We start from the raw sequence: 18,109 nt of genomic DNA, 5'->3' as shown, positions 1-18,109 counted from the left end.
GTGCTTGTCACATGCGCCGGAGTCCGCCGCGCGCGCGTTACTCATTGGCTCGCAAGCTGGGCCTGGCTATAGAAGCCGTCCTTGACGACTACATCGACATTGCTCTTGGTGAGCAACGTGGGTTGCAGCAGCACCGTGTCGACTTTCTTTTTGCCGTTGTCATACTGCGCGTTGAACGCGGGCTTCTCGCCCTTGGCCAGCGCGACCGAGAGCTTGGCCGCTTCGCTCGCGATCAGCTTCAGCGGCTTGTACACGGTCATGGTCTGCGTTCCGGCGATCACCCGCTTGACCGCCGCGAGGTCCGCATCCTGGCCCGACACCGGCACCTTGCCCGCCATGTGCTGCGCGGCGAGTGCCTGGATCGCGCCGCCCGCGGTGCCGTCGTTCGACGCGACGATCGCGTCGATCTTGTTGTTGTTCGCGGTCAGCGCGTCTTCGACGATGCGCAGCGCCGTCGAAGCGCTCCACTCAGGCACCCACTGCTGGCCGACCACCTTGATGTCGCCCTTGTCGATGGCGGGCTTGAGCACCTTCAGTTGCCCTTCGCGCAGCATCTTCGCGTTGTTGTCGGTCGGCGCGCCGCCGAGCAGGAAGTAGTTGCCCTTCGGCTGCGCGTTGTAGACGCCTTGCGCCTGCAGTTCGCCGACCTTCTCGTTGTCGAACGAGATATAGCCGTCCACGTCCGCGTCCAAAATCAGACGGTCATACGACACCACCTTGATGCCCGCCTTCTTCGCTTCCGCAACCACGTTGCCGAGCGTCTTCGAATTGAACGGCACGATCACGATCACATCCACGCCGCGCGAGATCAGGTTTTCGATCTGCGAAATTTGCCGCTCCTCGCTCGCGTCGGCCGATTGCACCGACACTTTCGCGCCGAGCTTTTCCGCCGCAGCGACGAAATAGTCGCGATCGCGCGACCAGCGCTCGACGCGCAGATCGTCGATGCAGAAGCCGATTTCCGGGTGATCCTTGCTGGCGTGCGCAAGCGGCGCGGCAAGCGAAAGGCTGGCGAGTACCGCTACGCACACGAGGGAACTCAGTACGTTACGACGCGTTTTGAATTGCATGTCTGTCTCCTTTGTCGACCGTAGCGGGTGCGTGAGCACTGACTTCGGACCCGTGAAAGATGGTTTCGTTGTATTAGCGGAATACCGGATTGGTCGGTCCGCGCTGCGAGCGACAGAACCGGTCAAGCGACAAGCCAAAGCTTCCCCTGCGCGCGGTCGACGTGGCCGCGCGATCTTTATGTAATGCCCTCTGTTTCTATTGCATGCGCCGGGCGCGTTTCAGCGTCCGCTATAAATCGCCTGATTGACGATGTTCTCCATCCTCTCCTGCTGACCGCTCGCGTGCTGCGGATTGAGCTCTCGCGCCAGTGCATCGGTGGCGAGGGTCGACAGCGAATAGTCGCCGGAGAGAATCTTGCGGCCGAACTCCGCGTTCCAGCCCGCGTAGCGCTGCTGCCTGAACTGTTCCAGCCGATCGTTTTCGACCAGCACGGCCGCGCGCTCGAAGGCTAGCGCGAGATTGTCGATGGCGCCGATATGGCCGTAGAACAGATCTTCGGGATCGACGCTTTGGCGCCGCACTTTCGAATCGAAGTTCATGCCGCCCGTCGTGAAGCCGTCATGCCTGAGAATCTCGTAGAAGGCCAGCGTCAGTTCTTCGACGCTATTGGGAAACTGGTCGGTATCCCAGCCGTTTTGCGGATCGCCGCGATTCGCGTCGACGCTGCCGAAGATCCCCAGCGCGTAGGCCGACGCGATCTCGTGATGAAACGAGTGGCCCGCGAGCGTTGCGTGATTGGCCTCGATGTTCACGCGAATTTCCTTGTCCAGCCCGTGCTGCAACAGAAAGCCGTGCACGGTCGCGACGTCGTGGTCGTATTGATGCTTGGTCGGCTCCTGGGGCTTGGGCTCGATCAGCAGCGAACCTTTGAAGCCGATCTTGTGCGCGTGATCCACCACCATGTGCAGAAAGCGCGCAAGCTGCTCGCGTTCGCGCGCGAGGTCGGTGTTCAGCAGCGTATCGTAGCCTTCGCGCCCGCCCCACAGCACATAGTTCTCGCCGCCGAGCCGGTGCGTCGCATCGAGCGCGTGGCGCACCTGCGTCGCGGCGAACGCGAAGATCTCCGGATCGGGGCTGGTCGCGGCGCCCGCCGGGCTGCTGCCACGGACGCTTGAAGGTGGCTTGCCCAAAAATGTCGACGCCCGGCCACACGAACGTATGCCAGTAGCACACGGCAATGCGCAGCTGTTCTTCGAGGCTCTTGCCGAGTACCCGCTTGCTTTTGTCGTAATGGCGGTACGCAAGCGGGTTGTCCGATTGCGGGCCTTCATAGCGGATCTCGGGAATGTGTTCGAAGTAGGACATCAGCGTCTCCAAGGTATGCTGCACTGCAACCCTCGCCGGTTCTTCACAGCGGTCTACAGGGTGACGCCATGCTGCCGCGTGCGTGAGGCATCGGCAATTGCGAAATTGCGCAGTTCGCTTGATGTTTCTTACCGCCCGCGCGTTTGTTTGGCACCGGCGCCCGCTTCGGGGCCTAGAATAACCGGACGCGTAAAAATGGCGCTCCATTGAGCGGCCAACAAACAGGAGACAAAGGTGCGGCAGATCCCACCATCTGCGCGCCCCTCACCGCCATGCCCCGTCCGCAGACACCCCAGACGACCCATCGGATCGCACTGCTGTTCAATGCGAACAAGGTTTACGACCGCGAAATCATCACCGGCATCGGCAATTACCTGCTGTCGACCCGGGTTGCGTGGGATCTCTTCCTCGAAGAAGATTTCCGCTGCCGGCTGACCGGCATCGAGCGCTTCGACGGCGACGGCATCATCGCCGACTTCGACGACCCGGCTGTGGGCGAAGCCCTGCGCGGCTGTCCGTTGCCGGTGGTCGCAGTTGGCTCGTCATTCGAAGACCCGGCGCACTACCCTCCCGACTTACCCTATATCGCGACCGACAACAGCAAGCTCGTGTCGCTCGCCTATACGCATCTGATCGGCGCCGGCCTCGAACACTTCGCGTTGTACAGCCTGCCGCAGGCGCAGGAAAACCGTTGGGCGCAGCAGCGCGAACTTGCGTTCGCGCATTTGCGCCGCGCCGATGGTCGCAGCGGCGCGCAGATCGACAGCGAGATGTATCGCGGGCTGTCCACCAGCGCGCCGTCATGGAACCAGGCGACCGAGCAGCTCACCGCCTGGCTCAGGCAATTGCCGAAGCCGGTCGGCATCATCGCAGTGACCGATGCGCGAGCGCGGCATCTGCTGCAGGCGTGTCTGATCGCGGGCATTCCGGTTCCCGAGGAAGTCGCGATCATCGGCATCGACAACGACCCGCTGACGCGCACGTTGACGCGCATTCCGCTTTCGTCCGTGATTCAGGGCACCGAGGAAATGGGGCGGACCGCCGCGCACGTTTTGCATCAGATGCTGCACGGCGCGCGTTTTCCGGGGCGGCGCATTCTCGTGCCACCGGTCGGCATCAATGTGCTGGAATCGACGCGGTATCAACCGCTAGCGAGCCCCTATGTGATGCGCGCGCGGCACTTCATCCGCCAGTACGCGTGCCAGGGAATTCGCACCGAGCAGGTGGCCGACTATGTGGGCGTATCGCGCTCGTCGCTAGAAGAGTACTTCCGGCGCGAGCGGCAGTGCACCGTGCATCAGGAAATCCTGCGCCATAAGCTCGATGTCGCGAAGGCGCTGCTGGCCAAACGCGATGCGTCGAGCGCGGAAGTGGCGATTCGTTGCGGCTTCACGTCATTGCAATACATGTATGCGGTTTTCCGCCGGGAACTTGGCTGTACGCCGCGCGAATATCAGGCGCGCGCGAATCCGGCGACCACCCCCGGCTGAACGTGGCTTTCCCTTCTCCTTCCACCGACGACATGATCAGCATTGCACAACTTTCTTCAGAGCCGTGGGGCACGCTGCAGGGCGGCGATCCCGTGCGGCTCTATACGCTGCGCAACGCGCATGGCATGAAGGTCGCCATCAGCGACCTCGGCGCGACGCTGGTTTCCTGGCACACACCGGATCGTGCGGGACGCCTCGGCGACATTCTGCTCGGCCACGATACGCCCGCCGAGTACGTGGCGGCGACCACCTACATGGGCGGCCTGATCGGCCGATGGGCGAACCGCATCGCCGACGCGCGCTTCACGCTCGACGGTATCGAGTACACGCTCGACCGCAACGAAGGCACGAACCTGCTGCACGGCGGCACGGTCGGTTTTCATCGCGCGTTGTGGGACGTGAGTGAGGACAACGGCGCATTGCTGATGCGTCTGGAGTCGCCCGAGGGAGACGCCGGTTTTCCGGGCAACGTGACCACGCAAGTGCGCTATTCGCTCGACGACGACGGCACTTTGACCATCGAATACGAAGCGATCGCCGATGCGCCGACGCCGCTCAATCTGACGAGCCATGGGTACTTCAACCTGACGGGGCGGCCGGGCAGCGACATTCGCGGGCATGTGTTGTCGATCGACGCGGAGAAGTTCTTCGAAGTCGACGCCGCGATGATTCCCTGCGAGCTTGCCGAGGTAGCGGGCAATGCGTTCGACTTCCGCCAGAGCGCACCGATTGGCGCACGCCTGGACTGGCCGCACGCGCAACTCGGACGGGCTGGCGGCTTCGATCATTGCTACGTGCTGCGGGAGCCAGCCATCGCCGGCGCGAGCGAACGGGCGCGGCCGCTGCGCCAGGTGGCCTGTGCATACGATCCCGGCAGCGGACGCGAATTGACCGTGTCGACCGATCAGCGCGGCTTGCAGTTCTATACCGGCAACTTCCTGAATGGCAACCCGGGACGTGGCGGCGTGCGGTATCAACGGCATGCGGGTTTGTGTCTGGAAGCTGGCGGTTTTCCGAACGAGATCAACATGGCCGCGCGGGACGAGGTCATCTTGCGACCCGGCGATACCTACCGGCAAGTGACGGCTTATCGGGTCGACGTGCGCAAGGGTGTTTGACACTATTCTTGCAAACCACATTACATGACGCCGACTTATTGTTTGCTGCAATACTGAATTAACGATGAGGTGGTTCCCCCTGGATCGAGCGCTTTTTAGACTGCGTGCATGGCGCCAGAGATTGCGGTGCCGCAAACGCAATCCTGGAGGGAAGCATCATGAACTCGCTTGTCAAAACGGTGGCGCTGCTGGTTGTTCTTGCTGCGCCGGTCGCGTCGTTCGCACAAACCGAGCAACCGCTCACGCGTGCCGAAGTCAAGGCCCAGTTGAAGCAGATCGAGCAGGCGGGCTATAACCCCGCCCGGTCCAGCGACCCCAATTACCCCGCTGACATTCAGGCCGCCGAAGCGCGCGTCGCCGCGCAGAACGGCACCGCTGGAGCCGACGGCACCGGTTATGGGACGACGGCAACGGGTTCGTCGCAAGCGGGTGGCGGTGCGGCTGGGCAGAACATGGGGCAATAACTCGCCGCAGCCATGGGGTATGGACGAGCACGTGTGCGGCGACGCAAGTGCTCGTTTTTGTTTGTTGGGCGGCGTACGACGATCGCGCTTCGTGCGTCGGAAAGTCGATCGAAGAAGTTCGCGGCCCGCTTGCCGCGACGCTAATCCCTTCCCGCTTTCGCAGCTGCTCAATCCGGCAACGGGCGCGGCTTCGCGCGTCGCAAGTTTTCTTGCGAGACGCGGGTATCTTATGCTTCATCACAAGTGGCAAAAAGCGGCGAATGCAAATCGCCGGCTAGCCGCAAACATCGGCCATACTCCAAATAGCACATCGCTCAAACGACCTCGAAACTGAATGCGCAGCAAGCGGGAAATAGACTTTCCCGTTGTCGGTCCCGAACGCGCAGGGTCAACGTGGGAGCCTCGGCTCCCTCATTCCCAGGAGACACGCATGCCCCGCACCATCGCTGAAAAACGCACCGCCTTCCGTGCGATGCACACGTCCGGCTGTTTCGTACTACCCAATCCGTGGGATGCGGGTAGCGCCCGCTATCTGCAAACCCTCGGCTTCCAGGCGCTCGCCACCACGAGTTCGGGCTTTGCATGGTCGACCGGCCACGCCGACAACACGCTGCCGCGCGAGGCGATCCTCGCGCACTTGCGCGATATGGTTCAAGCGACCGACCTGCCGGTGAACGCCGACTTCGAGAACGGCTTCGGCGACGATCCGGCAGGCGTCGCCGAAAGCGTGAAGCTGGCCGTGGCGACCGGTGTTGCGGGTCTGTCGATCGAAGACGCCACCGGCGACCCGGCCGGCGCCCTCTTTCCCATCGATATCGCCGTGCAAAGGCTCGCCGCAGCGCGCCGGGCGATCGACGAAACCGGCGGCGAGACGTTGCTGATCGGCCGGGCGGAGAACTTCTTCGCCGGCAAGCCCGATCTCGATGACGCTATCGCGCGCCTGCAGGCCTATGCCGAGGCCGGCGCCGATTGCCTGTACGCGCCCGGCATCCAGACGCGCGAGCAGATCGAGGCCGTGGTCGCCGCCGTCGCGCCGAAACCCGTCAACCTGTTGATCGGCGCCACGTCCACGCTCACGCTGCAGGAAGTTGCCGCGCTGGGTGTGCGGCGTGTCAGTGTCGGCGGTGCACTGGCCCGCGCGGCATGGGGCGGCTTCATGCAGGCCGCGCAGGCGCTGGCCGAGGGGCGCTTCGACGGGTTTGCGGGGGCGGCTTCGGGCGCGCAACTCAACGAACTCTTCCGCAAAGGCGGTGAAAACCGGTGATGGCCCCGCGTCCGCCCTTGGGCCGCCCTCGATGAACGGGAACGTGCCCCGGGTTTCCGATGCGAAAAGGATGCGCGGCTCCTTTCCTGCTTCGGAGCCCGCGTAAGATCGCGCCTGCACGTCTGGCGGTTGGGCCAAATGTTATTATCGGAAACACAATTCGCCACCGTGAAGCGCGTACCCGATAAAGCAGCAAACTCCATGGATACCCATCTCAGCAAACCCGCCGACCCGTCGACCACCGACCTCGGCCGTCGCGTGCGCGCCGCCCGTCAGGCGCAGGACCTGACGCTGGAGACCGCGAGCCGCCTGTGCGGCGTCTCGCGCTCCACGCTATCCAAAGTCGAAAATGGCCTGATGTCGCCTACTTTCGACGTGCTGCAAAAAATCGTCCTCGGGCTGAAGATCGAAATCGGCGAACTGTTTGGCTCGACCCCAAAGGTAAGCGCCAGTGGCCGCCGCGCGCTGACCCGCAAGAACGAAGGTCAGCGCCATGCGTACCGCGGCTACCAGATGGAACTGCTCGCCACCGACCTCGCGCACAAGGCGATGCTGCCGTTTCGCATCCGCATCTCGGCGCACACGCTCGACGCGTTCGACGACTGGGGCCGCCACGAAGGGGAAGAATTCCTGTACGTGATCAGCGGCAGCGTGTGCCTGTATTCGGAGTTGTATGCGCCGACGCATCTGAACGCCGGCGACAGTCTGTACTTCGACAGCCGCACCGGCCACGCCGCGGTCTCGACTAGCGAAGAAGATGCCGAAGTGCTGTGGATGGCGACGAGCGCGGATCTTCCGCAAGCGCCTGCAAACGGCGAGCCGCGCAAGAAGTGACATAGCGCCTGCGCCACCGCGGCGCGCCACTTGCCGACCGTGGTGAGCTCCAGCGGTGCAGCCGGACGCCGTCAATGATCGGCGCCCGGCTCGCGTGCCTGCGCGAGCGCGGCGAGATTGCCTTCGCCGAAACCGTGATGCCCTTGGCGCTGCACGATCTCGAAGAAAATCTCGCCGGTTCTGCGGCGCATGAAGGTCTGGAAAAACAGTTGCGGCACGCCGTCTGCGCCGATCTCGCCATCCACCAGAACATGCGCGCGCTTGAGCCGCTCGACATCGAGCCCATGGCCCGGCAGACGCGCGTCGAGCTGATCGTAGTAGCGGGGCGGCGGCTCGACGAATTCCACCCCGTTCGCGAGCAGGCGCTCGACGCACGCGAAGATATCGTCGGTGGCGAGCGCGATATGCTGCACGCCTTCGCCAGGATGATCCGGCAGGTACTCGTGCATCAGGTCAGTGCGGCGCGTGCCTTCTTCGTACAGCGGCACGCGAATCGCGCCGCACGGCGATACCATCACGCGCGACTCCGCCGACACATGCCAGTTAGCATGCAACTCGTGAATCTCGCGGAAGTTGAGCAGGTCGCGATAGAAGTCGAGCCACTCCTGCATGCGGCCCTCGCCGACCGTTTGTGTCAAATGGTCGACCGCAACGAGTCCGATGCCCTGGTGGCTCAGGTCGGCGTGGGCAGTGTCGATTTCGATCGGCCGGAAGTCGATGTCGAAGATCGAGATGTCGCCGAGCCCGCCGCGCTGGCCGCCCCGTCCGCGCCAGCGGTCGACGAAATAGATGTGCGAGTCGCCGATACCCTGAATTGCGGGGATCAGCAGTTCGCCGACGCCAATCTTCTCGCCTTCGAACGCCCACGCGCCCAGTTCGATCGCCCGGTCGAAAGCGCGCTGTGCGTCAGCCACGCGAATGCCGATCGCGCAGATGCCCGCGCCGTATTCCTCCGCGTAGCGCGCGGCGAACGAATCCGGCTCGGCGTTGATGAGGAACTGCATCTCGCCCTGCCGATACAGCGTGACGTCCTTGCTGATATGGCGCGCGACCGCCTTGAAGCCGAGCTTCGCGAAGGTCTCGCCGAGCGCCTGCGGGTCGCGCGCGGCGAACTCCACGAATTCCAGGCCGGCGGTCCCGAGCGGGTTATGCTCAGGCGCCGACACGGCGCGCAGCGCGGCGTCTGGAGTGGGCAGGTCGTTGGGCATGGCAATCTCCTTGTACGGTCTTTCGGCGCTGGTTCGGGTGGATTCGATTTTCGATGTTCGATGCAACCGTCGACGGCCTGCAAGTGGCGTCGGCTACATGACATGCCGCAGCAAACGCTGCCCGCGACGGCTTCTGCACCGTGTTTGTACACCGGGTGCCGGGGCGTTCGCAACCTTCATTTGTACTGGATGGTTCACCTTGGCCGGCCTGGCGCACTCGCTGCTTTCCGCTGCCGTCGCCACATGCTCTGCGGCCGCCAAGCGGCGCTGCTGCGCGACGATTCGTCCAATCCGTATCAATCCCTTGCTGCTTTGCTCCTGCGGGGCTTTCGCGCCGGTTTATCGGCCTCGGCCGCCGTGCGCTGTTGCGCGACCTCGCGCACCGCCTCGATGAACGCGCGTCCCACCGGTGACGGCTGCGTGTCCGAGCGCCGGATCAAACCTACCGGCTCGCCGGTGCCCGCGAACGGCAGGGCCAGGCGCACCAGCATGCCGCGCGCCAACTCATAGTCCACCGCGCTCGAGGGCACCAACCACACGGCGCCGTTTTCCAGCGCCAATGCGCGCCCCGTCGACACCGACAACACTTCGACGAACGCCGACAGCGGCTGCACGCCCCAGGCGTTCAACAGACTGTCGGCCGATTGCCGGATCAACGTGCCGAACGGCGGGAGCACGACTAGAAAATCCTTCAGCGACGCAGCCGGCAAACCCGGCCCTTTCGCCAACGGATGCCCGGCCCGCACCACCGCGATCAGCGGCTCGGTGAAAAGCTGCTCGAAACTGAGGCCGACCATCCGTTCGGGATCGGCGAGGCGCCCAATCGCGAATTCGATCGTGCCTGCTTTGAGCCGCTCGAGCAATTCCGGGTTTGCGCCGGTCGCCAGACGCACGATCACGCGCGGCCAAAGCGCCGCGAACCGTTTGAGCGCCGGCGGGATCACCGCGGGCGCGACGGTCGGCAGGACGCCGACTTCCAGCGTCGCCGCAGCCGCGCCTTCGGCGCGCGCAAGCAGGTCGACGCCCTCGCGCAGTGCGCTGACGCACGCGCTCGCGTGCGGCATGAAAAGCTGCCCCTCGCGGGTCGGCGCGGCGCCATGGCGGCCCCGCTCGAACAGCTTCACGCCCAGAATCTCCTCTAGTTCGGCGACGGTCTTGGAGACGGCGGGCTGGGTGATCGACAGACTGTCTGCGGCCCGCTGGACGCTGCCGAACTGCGCGACGGCCAGAAAGCACTGCAGATGACGGAATTTGACGCGGGTGTCCGCGAGACTGCGTTGCATAACGAAAGGTTATACCAAAAGCGCGAAAACGTCACTTTGCATAACCGCTTGCGTTCGATACAGTCGCTTCATATCGCCGCACGCAACGATTCCCCAAGGAGACACTAATGGAAGATTCCTTCCTTACCCCGCGTGATTTCCCGTCCCATCCCGCCTACGTCTACCCCAGCTACGGTTCGTCGGCCAAACGCGGCCCTACGCGCCCGCTCATTGCGCTGAAGGAAAGACTGCGCGACCAGCGCGTGCCAGTCTACGGCGCGGAAGACCTGGGTCCGCTCGACAACGACCTCACGCGCAATGCTGTCCGCAACGGCGAGCCGATTGGCGAACGGATCATTGTCACGGGCCGCGTGCTCGATGAAGGCGGCCGCCCGGTGCGCAATACACTGGTCGAAGTCTGGCAAGCCAATGCGGCCGGCCGGTATGTGCATAAGGCCGATCAGCATGACGCGCCGCTCGACCCGAACTTCCTCGGCGCGGGCCGCTGCCTCACCGACGACGAAGGCCGCTATCGCTTCATGACGATCAAGCCTGGCGCCTATCCGTGGGGCAATCACCCGAACGCGTGGCGCCCCCAGCACATCCACTTCTCGCTCTTCGGCGACCACTTCGGCTCGCGTCTGGTTACCCAAATGTATTTCCCGGGCGACCCGCTGTTGGCCTTCGACCCAATCTACCAGGGCACGCCGGCGCATGCGCGCGAGCGCATGGTCTCGCGTTTTTCGCTCGACACCACGCAGGAAGCCTACGCGCTCGGCTACGATTTCGACATCGTGCTGCGCGGCCCGAACGAAACCCCGATGGAGCGCTAAGCCATGACCACTCTCAAGCAAACGCCTTCGCAAACGGTTGGACCTTATTTCGCCTACGGTCTTTGCCCGCAACAATACGACTTCGACTTCAAGAGCCTGTTCACACCTGTTCTGGCCGACCGTGAAGCGGACGGCGAGCACATCACGATCATCGGTCAGGTATTCGACGGCGACGGCAACGTGATCAGCGACGCGATGATCGAAATGTCGCAAGTCGATCCGAACGGCCATTACCCGGACTCGCGCGAGGAAATCCTGAAAAGCGGCTTTCACGGCTTTGCGCGCGTCGGCACGGGTACGGACCCGCACAAGCGTTTTTTCGTCGAAACGGTGAAGCCCGGCCGCATCAGCCCGGATCAGGCGCCGCACGTGAATGTGATTCTGACGATGCGCGGCATGCTGCTGCACACTTTCACGCGCATCTATTTCGAGGACGAAGCCCAGGCGAACCAGCAGGACCCGGTGCTGGCAGCGGTTCCTGCCGACCGGCGCGGCACGCTGATCGCGCGTCGCGAGCCGAATACCGCCAATGTGTACCGCTTCGACATCCACATGCAGGGCGATAAGGAAACCGTGTTCTTCGATTTGTGAAGTGGAGGTTTAGCGGTTTCATCAGGCTTTGCACGTGCTTTGCGCGAGCCGCGCCAGCGACTGGACCGTGAAACCCGAGTAGTTGAGCCCGCCTCGTGCGGGCTTTTTTTCGGCTGGCGAAAAAGGGCTACCGCGTGCTTCGAAAACAGCGATTTGGAGCGCACTCGTTAGTTTGGACCCCGAATCGATTGACAAGACGACGCCCGTGCCCTTTTTCCGTATAGGTTCGTTCATCGACGACATGTGCGGCTTTCGCGCGAAGCAGTGCACGCGCCCAGGCGTGAAGCCAGAATACGCAAATAATCCCGGCTCCCAACGCGCGCATCGACCTAAAATCCAACGCCGTCATGTTATGTTTCATCCATCGACCTCCGTGCACGGGAGACTGGACCATGCCCGCCTCAACCGCCATCCTCACTATCCTCGCCGCGCTGCTGCTGGGCGCCATGAGCCCGGGACCGAGCTTCGTCATCGTCGCTCGCAATGCGATCGGGCTGTCGCGCGGCGACGGTCTCGCCACTGCCCTCGGCATGGGTATTGGCGGCGTCTTCTTCAGCGGCATCGCGCTGCTCGGCCTGTACACGCTCCTGGCAACGGTCGAATGGCTGTACGTCGGCCTGAAGGTTGCCGGAGGTGTCTACCTCATTTACCTGGCGTCGAAAATCTGGCGCGGCGCTGCAAGACCGCTCGCGTTTCACGCCGCGCAAGGCGCTTCTGCGAATCCGCGCAAGTCATTCTGGATCGGCTTGAGCACGCAACTCAGCAATCCGAAAACGGCTGTCTACTACGGCAGTATTTTCGCGGCGCTGCTGCCGCAGCACCCGCCGGTGTGGTGCTACTTCGCGCTGCCGCCTGCCATCTTCGCGATCGAGGCCGGCTGGTACACGATCGTCGCACTGTGCTTCTCGAGCAAACGGCCACGCGAAATTTATCTGCGGTGGAAAGCCTGGATCGATCGCGTTGCCGCGAGCGCGGTGGCCACGCTCGGCTTGCGCCTGATCCTGACCGCACATAAAGTGGGCATCTGAAACATGTCTCGCTGAGGGCGCTTGTCCGTCGCATGGTCGCAACCGCTCGAACGTCGTGTCGCGCCCGGGCAAGCGCGGCAAGGGGGAGCCAGCGCTCAGCGCAACGATTTGCGGCGTCGGGCAACACAGTTACAAGTTATATGTTGACGCTGACTGACCTTGGCGGTTATTGTCTCACCCGAAGTTCAAGAAGTTCGATTGCTGTTCATCAATGTCTCGCTCGTCAGCGGTATTCGTTGTCCTCTCCCTCCTTGACGCTTCACGCGCTCCTAAACCGAGCAACTTCAACTATTTTTTCATCAAGGATTCTTCATGGATACCGGTACCGTTAAGTGGTTCAACGACAGCAAAGGCTTTGGCTTCATCACTCCGGACAAGGGCGGCGACGACCTGTTCGCGCACTTCTCCGAAATTCGCAGCGACGGCTTCAAGACGCTGGCTGAAAATCAGAAGGTGAGCTTCGAAACGAAGCAAGGCCCGAAGGGTCTGCAAGCGGCTAACATCAAGCCGCTGTAAGTTTGAAGGGCTCGGTGTCCGGCAACGGACATCGGGCTGCAGCGACACCCTCGCGGAGCTTCGTCTCCCACAGCTGGCGCGACCGCTTTTAGCTGCATTCATTCAGCAGCTTGCCCAAGCGCCAAACGCCTCGTTGCACTTCATTCTCCCCTCCGGCTTCAACGCCCTTTTTTCGCTTCCCGACTGCGTCAGGATTCGGCTCCCAACGGCTTTGAATCAGCTCGTCCGTGCAACTCGTAGAACGGGTTCGTGCGACCGGGGCGCACTCGAAAAAATCATTCAAATATAAAATGCAAAACCAACATATTCATCATTACAACGGCTATGCCGTCAAGCCCTCGGCGCATCGTTTGCCCGACGGCAGCTTTTCGTCCAATCTGTTGCTCGAACGAGCCGACAGCGCGCGCAGCGAAGGGCGCTATCAGTTCTATTCGCTGGATTACTTCACGAACGAAGAGCAGGCGCTACAGCACTCGACGCGCTGGGGCCGCCATTGGGTCGACACGCGCGGTTGAGCGCCATCAAAGGCAACCAGGCGCGTCCCGGCAGGCTACGTGAACCGCGTGCTATCGCGCTCACGCGCTATTTAGCGTCATTTTTTTCTCTCTTGATTCGCGCGCGCAGTTCGAACTTTTGAATCTTTCCTGTCGACGTTTTCGGCAGTTCGCCGAAGCGCACGGCTTTTGGCAGCTTATAACCGGCAAGAAATAGCCGGCAGTGCGCGATGATTTCCGCTTCGCTCACCTCAGCGCCTTCCTTGAGTTCGACGAACGCGCAGGGCACCTCGCCCCACTTCGGGTCGTCCATCGCCACCACGGCGGCAACCGACACCGCCGGGTGACGGTATAGCGTGTCCTCGACTTCGATGCTCGAAATATTCTCGCCGCCGGAAATGATGATGTCCTTGCTGCGATCGCGGATGCGGACATAACCGTCGGGCGTCCGCACCCCCAGATCGCCGGTATGGAACCAGCCGCCCTGGAAGCTTGCCTGGGTCGCTCGCTCGTTCTTCAGATAACCTTTCATGCAGATGTTGCCGCGGAACATGATCTCCCCGATCGTTTCGCCGTCGTCCGGCACGGGCGCGAGCGTATCGGGATCGACCACGGCGACCGCCGCCTGCAGGTGATAGCGCACGCCTTGGCGCGCGTTCAGTTCAGCGCGCGTGCGGTCGTCGAGCGCGTCCCACTCCTGCTGTTTAGCGCAGACCGCGGCGGGCCCATAGGTTTCCGTCAGCCCGTACACGTGCGTCAGATCAAAGCCGATCTCCTTCATCTTCGCAATGACCGCCGGTGCCGGCGCGGCGCCTGCCACCATCGTCGATACACGATGCACGATGCCCTCGCGCCATTCAGCCGGCGCATTGGCGAGCGCGCTCTGCACGATCGGCGCGCCGCAATAGTGCGTGACGCCCTCGCGGCGAATCAGCTCGAACACCGCCTTCGCGTCGAATTTGCGCAAGCAGACGTTCACGCCCGCACGCGCGGCAACGGTCCACGGAAAACACCAGCCGTTGCAGTGGAACATCGGCAACGTCCACAGGTAGACCGCGTGCTTCGGCATGTCCCATTCGAGGATATTGCTGAGCGCATTCAGATGCGCGCCGCGATGATGATAGACCACGCCCTTCGGGTCGCCGGTCGTGCCGGACGTGTAGTTGAGCGCGATCGCGTCCCACTCGTCGGCTGGCTGCATCCATGAGAAGGCCGGGTCGCCGGATTCCAGGAACGCTTCGTAGTCCGTCGCGCGCAGGAATTGGGCGGGGTCGGCCGGCATCGCGTCGGCCACGGCAATCATGCGCAAGTCGGGCAATTCCAGCGCGGCGCGATGCGCGAATTCACCGTATTCCGTATCGACGATCAGCGCCTTGGCCTCGCCGTGACGCAGCATGAACAGCAGCGACGACACATCGAGCCGGGTATTCAGCGTGTTCAGCACGGCGCCGGCCATTGGCACGCCGAAGTGCGCCTCCACCACCGCCGGCCGATGGCCGTAGACCTCGGCTGCGCGCACGATGAAGTCGATCGGCGTGAGCGGGACATAATTGGCCTCGCGCTGCTCGAGGCCTTCGTCGAACGTGTGCTTCATGGATCGTCTCCTGAGGCGCGGGCCGCGCCGTCGATTTTTCTGATTGTTCCGATTGGTTGATGAGCCAGGCAGGCAATTGTGATGATGAACCGTCTGTCATTCAAATGACAGAGCTGCGGTTCCGAGGCGCCATGGGATGCGAGCTTTAGGCGGACGCGCGCAAGCAGTGGGCTGAGCGGCCCGAACGGATCCCGCGCGCGAAGCTGGCGCGGTTGTTCGAGCGCTGCGTGTCGTTGAGGGTGCCCGGCGGCAAGCATCAGGCGCTGTTCGGTGTCATCGCGGGTGCGAAGCATATGGCGCCCGCCGAGAAGGAAGCGCTCAGTAACCCTACGCCCTGCGGGTACGGCTCTTACGGGTGGCCGGCCGCTCGAGGAGCTCGTCGGTCCTGTACAGCGCCAACGCGACCGCGGCCATGACGCCCGATCTCTTCCAGCGCAGGTAATAGCGATGCGCGGTTTGATACGGAACATAGTGCGCGGGCATCGCGCTCCATGGCTCACGGGTATGCAGCACCCATATCACGCTATCGAGGACCCACCGAATGTCGATGTGGGGACGCCCGCGCCGAGGTCCGTGATTCAGCATTTCAGGCAGCAACGGCACGATGGTCTGCCATTGCTCGTCGGTCAGGTCGTGACTAGCCGGAGGCTGAGCCGCTGCGTTTGCTGGAGGAGTCTTCATGCAGTAACAACGACGGCCGCATCAGCGTGAGTGCTGATATCGCCGCGAAGATTGGGTCTGTGGATCGGGGTTTTTGAGATTAACCGAAGCTCCCCTTCGCGAAAGTCAACTTTTGTCAAATGGCCTGGCGCAATCGTCCAAAGGCGCAATGACTTTGCTGCAACGGCGCGATGGCGCGATGGCGCGATGAAAGCGGTGTCCCATCATTGGCGCAGTTGCACCCGGCGCGTGGCCGCCCGTACGCGTCATGCGTTCAACACCGCGATCGGCAATGGTCAATTGGCAGCGGCTATCGCTCCACGTTCGTGGCGCTAGTTGAGTTTGGCATGTCTAGGCGCACCGACGCGTATGGCACGGTCGATTTCGACAAGATCTCGGGCGCGGGGCGGATCGAAGTTCCGCGCAGTAAAGCTCAGACCGGCGTTGCACTCGGTCCGTGCACGATCTTTGAACCGCACGGCAGCGGCGTCAATAGCAGTGCAGTGCAGTGCAGTGCAGTGCAATGCGCGGCAACACGATTGCCGCGCTCACAAAAAAAGGTGCCGCGAACGGCACCTTTTTGTACTACAGGCAGCTTCTGCTGAAGCTTAGAAGCGGTGACGCAGACCGACCGTAGCAGCCGTCTGGTTCTTAGACGACGACGGCAGTTGCGAGTTGTCGCCGCTGTAGATGGAAGCGACACCACCGTCGCCCATGGCGTGCTGATACACGGCCTGAGCGTAGACGTCGGTACGACGCGACAGCGAGTAGTCAGCCTGCAACCCGATCTGGTGGTAACGGGTCTTCATGTCGTTGCCGTCCGCGTTGACGCCGTAGCCGCGTGCGTCCGTGAACGTGTAAGCGATGCCCAGACCCAGAGCCGGGGTCACGTTGTACTTGCCGTTGACTTCGTAATTGTTCGAATGGCCCTGGCGTTGGCCCGGTGCTGCGCCCACGAGGTTATCCACACGCGACTGCGTCCAGGCCACGCCAAGCGTGGCCGGGCCGAAATCGTACGAAGCAGCTGCGCCGAACTCACGCTGACGGAAGTTGCCCGTCATGATCCCCGAGGTGTTCGCCAGAACGCCGTCCGAAGCACCGCTGGTGTTTGCAGCCGGGTTGTTCTGCTGTGCGTAAGCAGCGCCCAGGTGCAGACCTTGCCACTGATATGCGGCACCGACGCTGTACTGACGGTTGTTTGCGAACGCGCCAGCCTGGTTCGAGAAGCCGTACGTGCCGCCAAACGTGAAGCCGGCGTAGTTAGCGCTCGAATACTTGATCGAGTTGTTGACCGACAGGCCGCCGTTGGTGTTCAGGTTGTCGTTGTTGAACGGGTGCGCGAAATACGTACCGCCCCAGCTTCCCGTCGCGGTCAGCGGTGCCAGGTAGTCTTGCGCTGCGTCGTATTGACGGCCCAGCGTGACCGCACCGAATTGCGCGCTCGACAGACCGACGAACGCTTGACGGTTGAACATGCCGTTGTTGTTAGCAAACTTGCCGTTGTTGACGTTGAAGCCGCTTTCCAACGTGAAGATTGCCTTCAGGCCGCCGCCCAGGTCTTCCGAACCGCGCAGACCGAACATGCTCTGGTTGATGCCGCCGCTGCCTGCCGCCCACTTGGCGTTGTGCGCAACGTTGCTGGTGTACGTCAGGCCCGCGTCCAGCAGACCATACAGCGTCACGCTGCTTTGTGCGTGAGCGACGGAGGCGAACGATGCGGCAACCGCAACGACGATGAGACTCTTCTTCATGTGGGACTCCATTTCGATAAATTTACGCGGGGAGCGGGACCTGCCTCGACAGCGCATGCATCGCATGCGCTGCCGCCCTTTTGGCCGAACCTTTGCGAACAGCCGGGCACCCTTGAAACGAAGCGTGAGTGTAGGGGGACACCCTAATAGCGGCGCGGGCAATTCTCACAACAGGATTTTTCGAATTCCGCAACAATGCTGGGTGGCCAAGCTTAAGTTATTGTTTTGCGGACGTTTATCGCTATTCCGCACGCGTCGCTGAAATGCTCTCGCCATTAATTATTGGCAACGCCTCAATAACCGAAGTTGTGCGCATGCAACAGTATTGTTAATTTGACGTGACGTGATCGACGGAAATGATAAAGACTGAAAATTGCTGATTGCGCAATTGCACGGTTGTAATGGCGCACCAAAATATTATTTCGTAAAACGGGGAACTAAATCCATTTAACGCAGTCTCGGCGGGTTTCAGGCTCGAGTGCCGTTGCTATTGAGATTTTGATTACCGCAATTCGAGTTACATTGAATTACACACTCGCAAATAGCACGCATGTTGCCGAGGGTGAATCGGCCCGTGCGTCGTCCGAAGGCGGTGCGTTGTTGCCCACAAGCCGTGGTGTTCGCTG

18 protein-coding genes and 1 pseudogene are annotated in these 18,109 nt (G+C 62.4%); 11 read left to right on the top strand and 8 right to left on the bottom strand.

The features are described from left to right. Window positions 1-41 precede the first annotated feature (41 nt). Together xylF and ABQJ48_RS14465 are read right to left on the bottom strand one after the other, a co-directional pair. On the bottom strand, window positions 42-1,070 hold the full coding sequence (gene xylF / locus ABQJ48_RS14470) for a D-xylose ABC transporter substrate-binding protein (protein WP_367838688.1): 1,029 nt from the start codon (window positions 1,068-1,070) through the stop codon (window positions 42-44). Between the two features lie 219 nt (window positions 1,071-1,289). Beyond that, window positions 1,290-2,376, bottom strand: a pseudogene (locus ABQJ48_RS14465) (xylose isomerase). A gap of 272 nt (window positions 2,377-2,648) precedes the next feature. Between ABQJ48_RS14465 and ABQJ48_RS14460 the strand changes: the two are divergent. The 5 genes from ABQJ48_RS14460 (at window position 2,649) to ABQJ48_RS14440 (ending at window position 7,546) form a co-directional block, all read left to right on the top strand. Beyond that, on the top strand, window positions 2,649-3,866 hold the full coding sequence (locus ABQJ48_RS14460; RefSeq protein WP_367838709.1) for a XylR family transcriptional regulator: 1,218 nt from the start codon (window positions 2,649-2,651) through the stop codon (window positions 3,864-3,866). A 32-nt stretch (window positions 3,867-3,898) separates the two neighbouring features. Next, window positions 3,899-4,984 (top strand): aldose epimerase family protein, encoded by a 1,086-nt coding sequence (locus ABQJ48_RS14455; protein ID WP_367838708.1) that lies wholly within the window; start codon window positions 3,899-3,901, stop codon window positions 4,982-4,984. 158 nt (window positions 4,985-5,142) lie between these two features. Continuing rightward, window positions 5,143-5,448 carry a DUF4148 domain-containing protein gene (locus ABQJ48_RS14450; protein ID WP_367838687.1) on the top strand — a complete coding sequence of 102 codons (306 nt, stop codon included), beginning with the start codon at window positions 5,143-5,145 and terminating at the stop codon, window positions 5,446-5,448. Window positions 5,449-5,878: 430 nt separating this feature from the next. Continuing rightward, on the top strand, window positions 5,879-6,712 hold the full coding sequence (locus tag ABQJ48_RS14445) for an isocitrate lyase/PEP mutase family protein (protein ID WP_367838686.1): 834 nt from the start codon (window positions 5,879-5,881) through the stop codon (window positions 6,710-6,712). A 201-nt stretch (window positions 6,713-6,913) separates the two neighbouring features. Next, on the top strand, window positions 6,914-7,546 hold the full coding sequence (locus ABQJ48_RS14440; RefSeq protein ID WP_367838685.1) for a helix-turn-helix domain-containing protein: 633 nt from the start codon (window positions 6,914-6,916) through the stop codon (window positions 7,544-7,546). Between the two features lie 71 nt (window positions 7,547-7,617). On the opposite strand, the gene ABQJ48_RS14435 is transcribed toward ABQJ48_RS14440, so the two are convergent. Both ABQJ48_RS14435 and pcaQ read right to left on the bottom strand, forming a co-directional pair. Beyond that, complete coding sequence (locus ABQJ48_RS14435) at window positions 7,618-8,754, bottom strand: 4-hydroxyphenylpyruvate dioxygenase family protein (protein ID WP_367838684.1); 1,137 nt, start codon at window positions 8,752-8,754, stop codon at window positions 7,618-7,620. Window positions 8,755-9,050: 296 nt separating this feature from the next. Beyond that, on the bottom strand, window positions 9,051-10,037 hold the full coding sequence (gene pcaQ / locus ABQJ48_RS14430; protein ID WP_367838683.1) for a pca operon transcription factor PcaQ: 987 nt from the start codon (window positions 10,035-10,037) through the stop codon (window positions 9,051-9,053). 107 nt (window positions 10,038-10,144) lie between these two features. Between pcaQ and pcaH the strand changes: the two genes are divergently transcribed. The 5 genes from pcaH (at window position 10,145) to ABQJ48_RS14405 (ending at window position 13,499) form a co-directional block, all read left to right on the top strand. Beyond that, window positions 10,145-10,849 carry a protocatechuate 3,4-dioxygenase subunit beta gene (pcaH, locus tag ABQJ48_RS14425; protein ID WP_367838682.1) on the top strand — a complete coding sequence of 235 codons (705 nt, stop codon included), beginning with the start codon at window positions 10,145-10,147 and terminating at the stop codon, window positions 10,847-10,849. 3 nt (window positions 10,850-10,852) lie between these two features. Further along, complete coding sequence (gene pcaG, locus ABQJ48_RS14420; RefSeq protein WP_367838681.1) at window positions 10,853-11,440, top strand: protocatechuate 3,4-dioxygenase subunit alpha; 588 nt, start codon at window positions 10,853-10,855, stop codon at window positions 11,438-11,440. 392 nt (window positions 11,441-11,832) lie between these two features. Further along, window positions 11,833-12,468, top strand: a complete 636-nt coding sequence (locus ABQJ48_RS14415) for a LysE family translocator (protein ID WP_367838680.1) — start codon at window positions 11,833-11,835, stop codon at window positions 12,466-12,468. Between the two features lie 312 nt (window positions 12,469-12,780). Next, the gene (locus tag ABQJ48_RS14410; protein WP_028225987.1) at window positions 12,781-12,984 is read left to right on the top strand and encodes a cold-shock protein; all 204 of its coding nucleotides are present in this window, start codon (window positions 12,781-12,783) and stop codon (window positions 12,982-12,984) included. Between the two features lie 290 nt (window positions 12,985-13,274). Then, window positions 13,275-13,499, top strand: coding sequence for a hypothetical protein (locus ABQJ48_RS14405; RefSeq protein ID WP_367838679.1), 225 nt, complete (start codon window positions 13,275-13,277; stop codon window positions 13,497-13,499). A gap of 67 nt (window positions 13,500-13,566) precedes the next feature. Here ABQJ48_RS14405 and ABQJ48_RS14400 read toward each other — a convergent pair whose 3' ends face one another. The 3 genes from ABQJ48_RS14400 to ABQJ48_RS14390 are packed head-to-tail and all read right to left on the bottom strand — an operon-like array spanning window position 13,567 to window position 15,753. After that, the gene (locus ABQJ48_RS14400; RefSeq protein WP_367838678.1) at window positions 13,567-15,072 is read right to left on the bottom strand and encodes an acyl-CoA synthetase; all 1,506 of its coding nucleotides are present in this window, start codon (window positions 15,070-15,072) and stop codon (window positions 13,567-13,569) included. After that, window positions 15,069-15,365, bottom strand: a complete 297-nt coding sequence (locus ABQJ48_RS14395) for a hypothetical protein (protein ID WP_367838677.1) — start codon at window positions 15,363-15,365, stop codon at window positions 15,069-15,071. Before ABQJ48_RS14395 ends, ABQJ48_RS14400 begins: the two co-directional genes overlap by 4 nt. 34 nt (window positions 15,366-15,399) lie before the next feature. Next, the gene (locus ABQJ48_RS14390) at window positions 15,400-15,753 is read right to left on the bottom strand and encodes a transposase (protein ID WP_367838676.1); all 354 of its coding nucleotides are present in this window, start codon (window positions 15,751-15,753) and stop codon (window positions 15,400-15,402) included. A 326-nt stretch (window positions 15,754-16,079) separates the two neighbouring features. On the opposite strand from ABQJ48_RS14390, the gene ABQJ48_RS14385 reads away from it, so the two are divergent. Then, on the top strand, window positions 16,080-16,337 hold the full coding sequence (locus tag ABQJ48_RS14385) for a hypothetical protein (protein ID WP_367838675.1): 258 nt from the start codon (window positions 16,080-16,082) through the stop codon (window positions 16,335-16,337). A gap of 3 nt (window positions 16,338-16,340) precedes the next feature. On the opposite strand, the gene ABQJ48_RS14380 is transcribed toward ABQJ48_RS14385, so the two are convergent. Then, window positions 16,341-17,483, bottom strand: a complete 1,143-nt coding sequence (locus ABQJ48_RS14380) for a porin (RefSeq protein WP_367838674.1) — start codon at window positions 17,481-17,483, stop codon at window positions 16,341-16,343. Window positions 17,484-18,109 lie beyond the last annotated feature (626 nt).

It is taken from the genome of Paraburkholderia suaedae, from assembly GCF_040812055.1.
In the GTDB taxonomy this organism is placed as follows: Bacteria; Pseudomonadota; Gammaproteobacteria; order Burkholderiales; family Burkholderiaceae; genus Paraburkholderia.
Note: the sequence above shows the minus strand (reverse complement) of the source record. Positions and strands in the feature narration are given on the sequence as shown.

What these genes read in the sequence shown, in the direction of transcription:
- ABQJ48_RS14400 (WP_367838678.1), bottom strand. Translation starts at nt 15,072, where the DNA reads ATGAAGCACACGTTCGACGAAGGCCTCGAGCAGCGCGAGGCCAATTAT.
- ABQJ48_RS14415 (WP_367838680.1), top strand. Translation starts at nt 11,833, where the DNA reads ATGCCCGCCTCAACCGCCATCCTCACTATCCTCGCCGCGCTGCTGCTG.
- ABQJ48_RS14435 (WP_367838684.1), bottom strand. Translation starts at nt 8,754, where the DNA reads ATGCCCAACGACCTGCCCACTCCAGACGCCGCGCTGCGCGCCGTGTCG.
- ABQJ48_RS14410 (WP_028225987.1), top strand. Translation starts at nt 12,781, where the DNA reads ATGGATACCGGTACCGTTAAGTGGTTCAACGACAGCAAAGGCTTTGGC.
- ABQJ48_RS14380 (WP_367838674.1), bottom strand. Translation starts at nt 17,483, where the DNA reads ATGAAGAAGAGTCTCATCGTCGTTGCGGTTGCCGCATCGTTCGCCTCC.
- ABQJ48_RS14445 (WP_367838686.1), top strand. Translation starts at nt 5,879, where the DNA reads ATGCCCCGCACCATCGCTGAAAAACGCACCGCCTTCCGTGCGATGCAC.
- ABQJ48_RS14390 (WP_367838676.1), bottom strand. Translation starts at nt 15,753, where the DNA reads ATGAAGACTCCTCCAGCAAACGCAGCGGCTCAGCCTCCGGCTAGTCAC.
- ABQJ48_RS14460 (WP_367838709.1), top strand. Translation starts at nt 2,649, where the DNA reads ATGCCCCGTCCGCAGACACCCCAGACGACCCATCGGATCGCACTGCTG.
- ABQJ48_RS14440 (WP_367838685.1), top strand. Translation starts at nt 6,914, where the DNA reads ATGGATACCCATCTCAGCAAACCCGCCGACCCGTCGACCACCGACCTC.
- pcaH (WP_367838682.1), top strand. Translation starts at nt 10,145, where the DNA reads ATGGAAGATTCCTTCCTTACCCCGCGTGATTTCCCGTCCCATCCCGCC.
- ABQJ48_RS14385 (WP_367838675.1), top strand. Translation starts at nt 16,080, where the DNA reads ATGTCTAGGCGCACCGACGCGTATGGCACGGTCGATTTCGACAAGATC.
- pcaQ (WP_367838683.1), bottom strand. Translation starts at nt 10,037, where the DNA reads ATGCAACGCAGTCTCGCGGACACCCGCGTCAAATTCCGTCATCTGCAG.
- ABQJ48_RS14450 (WP_367838687.1), top strand. Translation starts at nt 5,143, where the DNA reads ATGAACTCGCTTGTCAAAACGGTGGCGCTGCTGGTTGTTCTTGCTGCG.
- xylF (WP_367838688.1), bottom strand. Translation starts at nt 1,070, where the DNA reads ATGCAATTCAAAACGCGTCGTAACGTACTGAGTTCCCTCGTGTGCGTA.
- ABQJ48_RS14455 (WP_367838708.1), top strand. Translation starts at nt 3,899, where the DNA reads ATGATCAGCATTGCACAACTTTCTTCAGAGCCGTGGGGCACGCTGCAG.
- ABQJ48_RS14395 (WP_367838677.1), bottom strand. Translation starts at nt 15,365, where the DNA reads ATGCTTCGCACCCGCGATGACACCGAACAGCGCCTGATGCTTGCCGCC.
- ABQJ48_RS14405 (WP_367838679.1), top strand. Translation starts at nt 13,275, where the DNA reads ATGCAAAACCAACATATTCATCATTACAACGGCTATGCCGTCAAGCCC.
- pcaG (WP_367838681.1), top strand. Translation starts at nt 10,853, where the DNA reads ATGACCACTCTCAAGCAAACGCCTTCGCAAACGGTTGGACCTTATTTC.